Genomic DNA, 9,017 nt, shown 5'->3' on the forward strand with positions numbered 1-9,017 from the left:
ATTTTTGATTAAATCAAAAATCATAGTTCGCATTTTCTTAGTTAGAAGCTAGAAAATAATAGTTAATTCCCAGCCTCTTTTTGCGTTTCGGTTAGGCTTTCTTCTTGATCCGGGTCAGGTACCAGCGGTAGGCCAAGTAGCAACCGGCCAGGGCCATAATGACGATGGCGACGGTGGTGTATTCGTCGAAAATCTGGACGATCGTCTTCCAGGACTCGCCAACCCAGGCCCCCAGCCCCACCAGGATGGTGTTCCAGAGGGCGCTTCCGATACTGGTCAGCAGGCAGAATTTGTCCAGCGGGGTTTTGGCGATTCCCGCGGGAATTGAGATTAGGCTCCGGACAACCGGGATGCAGCGCCCGTAGAGAATCCCGCTGGTACCATGACGGTTAAACCAACGGACAGCCCGGTAGGCATCATCTTTTTGAAAACCCAACAGGCGGAAGAACCGTCGCTGGAGGAGGACCCCCAGCCGCTTGACCGTCAATTGGCGACCAAGTGCGTAAAGAATCAAGGCACCGATCAGTGAGCCGATGGTGGCACTGATGATGGTGCCGACAATCGTCAGTGAGGTTTTTGTCGCTATGAAGCCGCTCATCGTCAGGATGATCTCTGAGGGCAGGGGCGGGAAGACGTTTTCCAGAGCAATCAGTAGGGCAATTGCGAAGTAGCCGAACTGGTCAATTAAAGAGGTGATCCAAGCGTCCATCGTGGTTGTGTTCTCCTGTCACGGTTAGTTTTGGTAGACACGGTGTCCACCGATCCATGTTTCACTTACTTTAACATTTTGTAAGTCGTTAGGCGAGACTGTGAAGATATCTTTATTCAAAATTACGAAATCGGCATCCTTTCCAGCCGTCAGGGTTCCGTTATTGGTGAAACCACCGATTTTAGCAGCGTCACGGGTGTAGCCCAGCACCGCCTGGGGGACCGTGATAGCCTCGTCAGCATTCACCACGTCGCCGTTAGCGGCCTTCCGGGTGACGGTAGCATAAATACTGTAAAAGGGACTGTCCGGCTCTGCCCACGGCGTACATGGGGCGTCAGAGCTCAGTCCCAGGAGGGCTGTGGAATCGTGCATGGTCTTAACCCGGTAGGCCGTCTTGAATTGGGCTGGGGAGAGGTAGGTACGGTAGGATTCATCCTCAGCAAAGTAGAAGATCGGTTGGGTGACCAGGGCGTAATTCATGGGGCTGGCATCAATCTCCTTGAACATCTCATCCGTCATCAGTGAGGCGTGTTCGATCCGGACCGACGGCATTCCATCAAGCCATGGCTGCAGGTCCTTGGTGACATCGATGACCCGTTGGATGGTGGCGTTGCCCATCGCGTGGATGGCGATCTGGAGCTTGTTCTGCCGGGCAAATTCGACCTCCTGCTTGAGCTTAGCAACGCTGGTCAGACTGACCCCCATTTTGCCGGACGGGTAGGGTTCCTTGTTAAAGGCGGTCTCACCGGAGATACTGCCGTCCATGAAGACCTTGATCCCGGCGACCCGGAGCTGCTGGTCCCCGCTCGGCAGCAGCGGCTGGTCAGGGTCGAGTTCATCAAAGACGTAGTAGATGGAGGCCTTTGGCGCAAAACCTTGTTGAACGGCGTCCTGATAAAGCTTGAGGGTCGTGTACGGTTTCATCCGGCCCATCATCTCGCCGATCGCCACCAGCCCATTTTGCAGGTAGTGGGCTGAGCTGTTGACCATGTTGGTCAGGTCGGTCTGATAGCTCTGCGCTGACTTGGCCCGAATCAGGAGCTGGGTAGCTGCTACCTCCCGCATGAAGCCGGTCGGCCGTCCGTCAGTGAAGCGTTCGATCTTACCGCCAACAGGGTCGGGAGTGTTCTCGTCGATCCCGGCCAGCTCTAAGGCCTTGGAGTTGCCGACAGAGGAGTGGCAATCAGACCGGTAGATGAAGATCGGCTGATCGGTGGAAACGGCATCGAGGTCATCCCGGTTCGGGCTGCGGTGTTCGGCCAGCTTAGTCTCATCAAAGCCCCAGCCCTCAATCCAGGTATCCGGCCCCTGACCATAGCTCGGTGACTGCCGCAGGGCCTCCTGCATCTCCTTGATGCTGTTGACGTTTGGCGGTGTGCAGGCGGTCCCGTGGAGGGCGTCGGCGATGTACTTTGGGTGGGTGTGACAATCAATCAGTCCCGGGAGGACCGTTTGCCCGGCCAGGTCCACCACATTGCCAGCCGGCGTCAGGTCGTTGCCGATTTGCGTGACCTTACCATCATCAATAATCATTGAGTTGGCAAAGGTCTGCTCGTCGGTCCCGACAAAAATTTTACCGTTAACATAAGTAGTTGGCATAGTAGAACCCCATTTCTTAAATAATCTCTCAATATTATCCTACCTGACTTTTGCGTGTTGTAAACCGCTTTCACCTGTTTAAATTAAAAAGTGAATGGGGTGAATCCACCCGGGAGGACTGTTCGGTTTTTGACGCGAAATCCTTAAATTTTCGCGAAATTTTCTTAAAAATATGCTAAAGTAGAACAAGACTTATCTGAGAGGTTTGATGAAAAGGTGAAACACTATCGATTTAGCCGGCTTAGCATGGGCTGGCAGATTATGATCGGGTTGGTACTAGGAATCATCTGCGGGGTGATTTTCTACCAGAATAAAGAGGCCATCGTCGTGATGCAAAGCCTCGGGACCATCTTTATCCGCCTGATCCAAATGATCGTGATGCCGATTGTGGTTTCCTGCCTGACGGTGGGGATCGCCAATATCGGTGATATTAAAAAGCTGGGCCGGATCGGGGGAAAGACCCTGATCTACTTTGAAGTCCTGACCACGATCGCTTTGATCCTCGGGATTACCATGGCTAACGTTACCCACCCGGGGACGTTTATCAACATCCATGACCTGCACGGGACAGACATCTCCAAGTACATGGCCACCGCCAAGACGGCCGAGCACAACAGTGGTTTCTGGCCGCTTGTCCTGTCGATCATTCCGACGAACATCTTCAAGTCGATGGCTGATGGTGATATGATGCCGGTGATCCTCTTCTCCGTTCTCTTCGGCCTGGGGATCGCGGCTGTTGGTGAAAAAGCCAAGATCCTGATTGATGTTTTGAACGGGGTGGCCGAGGTCATGTTCAAGGTCACCAACTGGGTCATGAAGATTGCGCCGATCGGGGTCTTTGGCTTGATCGGGATGACGATCGCCGAGATGGGCCTTGGCGCATTGCTGCCGCTGGGTTACTTCATCCTGATCGCCTACGTGACGATGCTGATCTTCATCATTGTCATCCTGGGGATCACGGCGCACATCTTCCACCTGCGTTACTGGAAGACAATGCACGTAATCTTGGATGAGATTGTCCTGGCCTTCACCACGGCCAGTTCTGAGGTGACCCTGCCGCGGCTGATGCGGAAGACCCACCAGATGGGGGTCAACAAGGGGATTGTCTCCTTCGTTATCCCGACTGGTTACACCTTTAATCTGGATGGTTCGGCCATCTATCAGTCCCTGGCAGCCATTTTCCTGGCCCAGGCATACGGCCTGCACCTGTCCCTGGCCCACCAGATCACGTTGCTGGTCGTATTGATGATCACCAGTAAGGGGATGGCCGGGGTGCCCGGCGCCTCCTTCGTGGTCCTGCTGGCTAGTGTCTCCACAATTGGGGTTCCAATGGCCGGTTTAACCTTCATCGCCGGGATTGACCGTTTCGTCGACATGGGCCGGACCGCCGTCAACGTGGTCGGAAATTCAATTGCGACCCTGGTCATCGGTGAATCTGAAGGCGAGCTGGATCGCAAGCAGTACAACGAATACCTTGATAACTACGGAAAAAATAAATAGTGGCTAAGGAGAACCTGCCCTTATTCATAAAATTAAAGGCGCTCCTGGTAATGAATACCGGGGGCGTCTTTGTAATACAGTTTTATTTACCGTCATCGTCTTGCGGGGCGGTAAGCTTTACCCCCCGGTGGTTAACGCTGGTGCTGAAGACGATTTGCGTACTGGTCTTGCCGAAGCGTTGCTGGATGGTGTTGATGAAGTCGTCGAGGTTGGTTGTCGAAGGAAAGACGACTTCCATGATTTCGGAGTAGTCGCCGGTGACGCAGTTGCACTCGATAACGTTGGGAATACTTTGGATGTAAGGGTAGAATTCCTGCTTTTGGCGGGGCTCCAGCTGGACCTGGATGAAGGCCTTGACGTGAAAACCGATTTTTTCCATGTTGATGCTGGAGTGGTAGCCAGTGATGATGCCGGCTTTTTCTAGTTTCGTGATCCGGGCCGCAATTGCCGGTGAGGAAATGAAGCATTCCTTGGAAAGCTCCTTGAGCGAGGCTCGTGCGTTAGTTTGCAACAGGTTGACAATTTTCCGATCGATTTTATCCATAAGGATGCCTCGCTTCCTAAAATTACAAAAAATTCATTTTTTAATCATTGCTTAATATACTTCCAAATTGTAGGAGATTTTAACCCAAAAGTCAATTTTCTCAGATGAATAAGGCGGCGTTAGGACGGGAAATCAGCGGGCAAATAAAAAATTAGCAGAAGATGAAAGCAATGTTACGTTGGAACCGCAAAAAATGTTACAATATATACAAAAGCTGTTTGAAGTGGAGGCAGAAAATATGGATCAAGAATACCAAAACATTTTAGTACCAGTTGATGGCTCAAAGGAATCAGAGCTGGCATTGCACCGGGCAATCTTTGTTGCTAAGCGTAACGGCGCTCACATCGACATTTTGAACGTAATCGACACCCGGGCAATGGCCTACAACTTTGCTGGGATGTCTGACGGCAGCATTGCCTACCAACTGGTTGACAAGTCCAAGGAATACCTGGATGGCCTGCTGAAGGACGCCAAGTCCAAGGATGGCTTTGACAACCTTGACATCCACATTCGTCTTGGTAATCCAAAGACAATCATCTCCTTTGACTTCCCGCACGATCACCACAATGACATGATCATCATGGGTGCTAGCGGTCTTTCCCGGATGCAGCGGGCGGTAATGGGTTCCGTTACCTCCTACGTTAAGCGGAATGCTCCGGTTGACGTCTTAGTCGTTCGGACCGCCGTGGACCAAGTTAAGTAATTGCTGTAAAACAAAGATGGCTGGTTGACAAATTGTCAGCCGGCTTTTTGCTTAACTCAAAAAGACACCCGCGAGTATTTCGCGAGTGTCTTTAATGTTTTAAGCATGTTGATTATTCAGCAGCTTGATCCTTCTTAGTAACCTTCATGATGTTATCCTTGTTGGTAACCTCGACCCCGGCCTGCTTCAGCATGTCAAAGTTGAATTCTTCACTGTTCGTGACGGTGACGATGACGGTATCATCGAGACCAGCCTTCTTGATGGTTGGGTCCCAGAATTCCATCAGTTCGTCGCCCTTTTCAACGTATTGACCCTTGTCAAAGTAGGTAACGAAGCCAGTTCCGTGCAACTTAACCGTGTCGATCCCGATGTGGATCAGGAGGGCAACACCGCTATCGGAAACTAATCCAACCGCGTGACGGGTTGAGAAGGTTGCCCGCACGGTTCCGCTGAATGGTGCAAAGACCTTACCATCAGATGGCTTGATAGCGAAACCTTGGCCCATGCTGCCGCTAGCAAAGGCGGAATCCTTAACATCCTTTAAGTCAACAAGCTTCCCGGCAACTGGTGCAGGAATTTCGGTAACACCTGGTTGTGGTTGAGCTGCTGGCTCTTCAGCATCGGCATCCTGACCACCCTTGTTGAATTGCTTGCCCCAAGTCTGTTCCAGTTCGGCAACGATCTTGGCGTGTGAAGATTCATCCAACTTAACCTTGAGGGCGAAGATGATGATCCCAACAACGATGAGGGCGATTGGAATTAAGAACATGTAGATCTTGAAGATGCTTACGCCGTGAGCGGTAATCGTAGCAGCAGTAGCACCACCGGTCATCCCGGCAGCAACGGTAGCGGCACCAACAACACCGTTGGCAACGGCACCACCGAACTTATCAAGCAGTGGACGAACTGACAGGGTCAGTGATTCGTCACGGTGACCCAGCTTCAGTTGACCATATTCAACAGAGTCGGTAATCGTCATCAGAACAACCAGGAAGATAATTGGTTGCGGGATGAAGAACAGTTCGGCACCGAGTAATACGAGTGCCAGAGACTTGCCGGCAAAGGCGAAGATTATAGCACCGATCACTTCGATGGTAGCGGCACCGTAGAAGAGCTTGTGACGGCCAATCTTGCCAGAGAAGAGTGGAAAGGCGAAGACGGAGATTACCCCGACAACCGTGTTCAGACCACCCAGGATGGAGAAGGCCTTGGAGTTACCTAAGATGTAGGTGAAGTAGTACAGTTCAAAACTGTTCAGCAGGGTCTGACCAGTTGTGAAGAACAGGTAAGACATCGCAATGGCCAGCAGTTGGTCATTCTTAACCAAGATCTTCAGGATATCCTTGAACTTGGTTTGTTCCTTGTTTTCACGAAGCAGTGACTTCTGCTCGTGAGTGAACATCCCAACACCGATCGCAGTGATGGCGGAGATAGCAGCGACGATGGCGGCAAAGGTGAACCAACCACGGTCATCACCGGTCCCGCCATTCTGCTTGACGGAGAAGAACAGCACCATTGGCATGATGACAAATCCGATGATCTGACCACCAATGGTTGAACCAACCCGGGCGAAGGTAGCGATCTTGTCACGTTCGTGCGAGTCAAATGACATCGCAGGAACCATGGACCAGAAACCAACATCATTGAAGGAGTAGAAGACATCCATAATAATGTAAATAATAGCAAACAGAACCAGGTAAAGGATTGGGTTGCTCAAGTTCAGACCACCCAGTGGCGTGAACAGTGCAGCAAGCAGGACGGCTGAAATAGCACCACCGCCGACAACCCAAGGCTTGAATTTACCCCATTTGGTGTTGGTCCGGTCAATTGCGTTCCCAATCATTGGGTCGATGATCAATTCACCAATCCGCAGAATAAGAATAATCAGCGTAACGTAACCGACCATCTTGTTGTCGAAGTGCTTGTCACCTGAATCAAACAGGTGACCGGTAACGTACATCATAAAGTAAGTAGAAAGTAATGCAAAGAACGCATCATGACCAAAGGCCCCCAGCGAGTATGCCAGGCGCGAGCGGACAACATGCTGTTCTTTCTTTGAACTATCCATATTGACTCCCCTTTTCTGCAACAGCTTTGATATAACTTACAACTGTTATGTTAAGCGCTTTCAATAAAGATGTCAATGATTTTTAGTAAAGTTTTACGAAAGTTGGTGATTGCTGGACGTTAAATCATGGACAGATTAACGGAAAATGTCATGTGAAAGCCGGGATTAAGGCGGAAGCTCAGGGAAGCAGGGCGGTTAGGTAAAAGGTGTGAGTAAATATTTATACAAAAAATGGCCGATGAGCAATATCTTTGCTCATCGGCCATAGTTATTTAAGCTAAACTGCTTTATTGTTCCTTGTACCAGCTGTAGTGGAAGTTGCCTGGACGGTCAACCCGCTCGTAAGTGTGGGCACCGAAGTAGTCACGCTGGGCCTGCAGGAGGTTAGCAGGAAGAACTTCTGCCCGGTAGGAGTCGTAGTAGTTGATCGCAGCGCTGAGGGCAGGAACAGGAATTCCGGCCGTAACAGCGAGGGCCACCACGTCCCGGATAGCCTTCTGGTACTTCTTGGCAATGTCCTTGAAGTAGTCGTCCAGCAGCAGGTTCTTCAGGTCAGGGTTCTTGTCAAAGGCATCGGTGATGTTTTGCAGGAATTGAGCCCGAATGATGCAGCCGGCCCGCCAAATCTGGGCCAGTTCACCCATCTTCAGGTTCCAGTTGTAACGTTCGGAGTCGATCCGCATCTGTTCGAAGCCTTGGGCATAGGACATAACCTTGCCGAAGTAGAGGGCTTGACGAACCTTTTCGATCATTTCCTTCTTGTCATCGATACTGATGGATTCAGTGACTTCCGGCAGAACCTTGCTTGCGGCCATCCGTTCGTCCTTCATCATGGAGATGTAACGAGCATAAACGGCTTCGGTGATCACGGATTGTGGGGCACCACCGTCAAGAGCGGTTTCAGAACTCCACTTACCAGTACCCTTGTTGGCACCACGGTCAAGAATCATGTCAACGATTGGCTTGTTCTTGTCGTCACCCAGGTCATCCTTACGCGTCAGGATATCAGCGGTGATGTCGACCAGATAGCTGGACAGTTCACCCTTGTTCCATTCAGCAAAGGTCTTGGCGATGTTGTCAACGGGCATCTTCAGGACGTTGCGCATGATGTTGTAGCTTTCGTCGATCAGTTCTTCGTCACCATATTCGATCCCGTTGTGGACCATCTTAACGTAGTGACCAGCACCATTAGGACCGATGTAGGCAACACATGGCTTGCCGTCTTCTTCGGCCTTGGCAGCGATCTGAGTCAGGATTGGGGCAACCAGGTCGTAGGCTTCCTTTTGGCCACCTGGCATCAGAGCTGGACCGTGGAGGGCACCCAGTTCACCACCGGAAACACCCATGCCGATGAAGTTGATGCCGGACTTGTCCAGCTTGGCATTCCGGGCCATCGTGTCGTGGAAGTTGGTGTTCCCACCGTCGATCAGCACGTCACCCTTGTCCAGCAGAGGGAGTAATTCATTAATTACTGCATCAGTTGGCTTACCAGCCTTAACCATCATCAGAATCCGCCGCGGCTTTTCCAGGGAGTCCACAAAGTCCTCGATCGTGTAACTTGGAACAAGCTTCTTGTCGCTGTGATCCTTCATCATTTCGTCAGTCCGGTTACGGTGACGGTTGTAGATACCAACCGTGAAGCCCCGGCTCTCAATGTTAAGAGCCAGGTTCTTACCCATGACCGCTAAACCAACAACACCAATTTGTGCTTTTTGATCAGACATTAAAGTCACTCTCCTCATAAAATCTGTATTTCATTTCACAATGTCCATTATAACAGATAAATACTTACCTGCAATTAATTAAGGGAGATAAATTAAAAAGGGGCTGTGACATAAGTCCCCAAAAATAAGCGGAGTTAGATGAAATCTTCGGATTTCATTTAACTCCGTTT

The 9,017-nt window shown here is 50.8% G+C and carries 7 protein-coding genes; 2 read left to right on the forward strand and 5 right to left on the reverse strand.

Annotated elements, in window-relative coordinates:
• Positions 1 to 91: 91 nt before the first annotated feature.
• Together QOS10_RS08565 and QOS10_RS08570 are read right to left on the reverse strand one after the other, a co-directional pair.
• The gene (locus tag QOS10_RS08565; RefSeq protein ID WP_283595058.1) at positions 92 to 709 is read right to left on the reverse strand and encodes a DedA family protein; all 618 of its coding nucleotides are present in this window, start codon (positions 707 to 709) and stop codon (positions 92 to 94) included.
• A gap of 24 nt (positions 710 to 733) precedes the next feature.
• Positions 734 to 2,308 (reverse strand): amidohydrolase, encoded by a 1,575-nt coding sequence (locus tag QOS10_RS08570; protein WP_283595059.1) that lies wholly within the window; start codon positions 2,306 to 2,308, stop codon positions 734 to 736.
• A gap of 216 nt (positions 2,309 to 2,524) precedes the next feature.
• Here QOS10_RS08570 and QOS10_RS08575 point away from each other — a divergent pair, with 216 nt between their 5' ends.
• Complete coding sequence (locus QOS10_RS08575) at positions 2,525 to 3,808, forward strand: cation:dicarboxylate symporter family transporter (protein WP_283595060.1); 1,284 nt, start codon at positions 2,525 to 2,527, stop codon at positions 3,806 to 3,808.
• A gap of 82 nt (positions 3,809 to 3,890) precedes the next feature.
• On the opposite strand, the gene QOS10_RS08580 is transcribed toward QOS10_RS08575, so the two are convergent.
• Positions 3,891 to 4,352, reverse strand: coding sequence for an Lrp/AsnC family transcriptional regulator (locus QOS10_RS08580; protein ID WP_283595061.1), 462 nt, complete (start codon positions 4,350 to 4,352; stop codon positions 3,891 to 3,893).
• Positions 4,353 to 4,590: 238 nt separating this feature from the next.
• Here QOS10_RS08580 and QOS10_RS08585 point away from each other — a divergent pair, with 238 nt between their 5' ends.
• On the forward strand, positions 4,591 to 5,055 hold the full coding sequence (locus QOS10_RS08585; protein ID WP_283595062.1) for a universal stress protein: 465 nt from the start codon (positions 4,591 to 4,593) through the stop codon (positions 5,053 to 5,055).
• Between the two features lie 112 nt (positions 5,056 to 5,167).
• Here the strand turns inward: QOS10_RS08585 and QOS10_RS08590 are convergent, their stop codons facing one another.
• Both QOS10_RS08590 and gndA read right to left on the reverse strand, forming a co-directional pair.
• A complete protein-coding gene (locus tag QOS10_RS08590) occupies positions 5,168 to 7,123 on the reverse strand; it encodes a glycoside-pentoside-hexuronide (GPH):cation symporter (protein ID WP_283595063.1) in 1,956 nt (651 codons plus the stop codon).
• Between the two features lie 287 nt (positions 7,124 to 7,410).
• Positions 7,411 to 8,847, reverse strand: a complete 1,437-nt coding sequence (gndA, locus tag QOS10_RS08595) for an NADP-dependent phosphogluconate dehydrogenase (RefSeq protein WP_283595065.1) — start codon at positions 8,845 to 8,847, stop codon at positions 7,411 to 7,413.
• Between the last annotated feature and the right edge of the window lie 170 nt (positions 8,848 to 9,017).

The organism is Limosilactobacillus galli (assembly GCF_947381495.1).
In the GTDB taxonomy this organism is placed as follows: Bacteria; Bacillota; Bacilli; order Lactobacillales; family Lactobacillaceae; genus Limosilactobacillus; species Limosilactobacillus galli.